Source organism: Methylobacterium sp. A54F (assembly GCF_053346035.1).
On sequence record NZ_JBKFBF010000215.1, the window covers coordinates 1 to 284 of the forward strand.

The window sequence follows — 284 nt, forward strand, 5'->3', positions numbered from 1 at the left end:
GGACGTCGCGGCGGAGCTGAGCGTCACCCTGGAGCAGGTCGGCTCCGAGGAGAAGCTGAGGCTGTCGCTGCCCGGCGGCCGCGAGGTCGACGGGGTCGTGCCGAAGGGCGTCGTGGGCGGCCAGACCATCCGGCTGCGCGGCCTCGGCGGCTCCGCCGGGCCGCGGGGCGAGCCCGGCGACGCGCTCCTGACGATCCGCGTGCTGCCCCACCCGCGCTTCAAGGTGGAGGGCGCGGACCTGCGCGCCACCGTCGAAGTGCCCCTGGAGGACGCGGTGCTCGGCG

The 284-nt window shown here is 77.1% G+C and carries 1 protein-coding gene; it reads left to right on the forward strand.

Annotated elements, in window-relative coordinates; all coding sequences use genetic code 11:
* Positions 1–284, forward strand: a 284-nt coding sequence (locus ACLBXP_RS26010) for a DnaJ C-terminal domain-containing protein (protein WP_447670669.1), incomplete at both ends; no start/stop codon positions are given.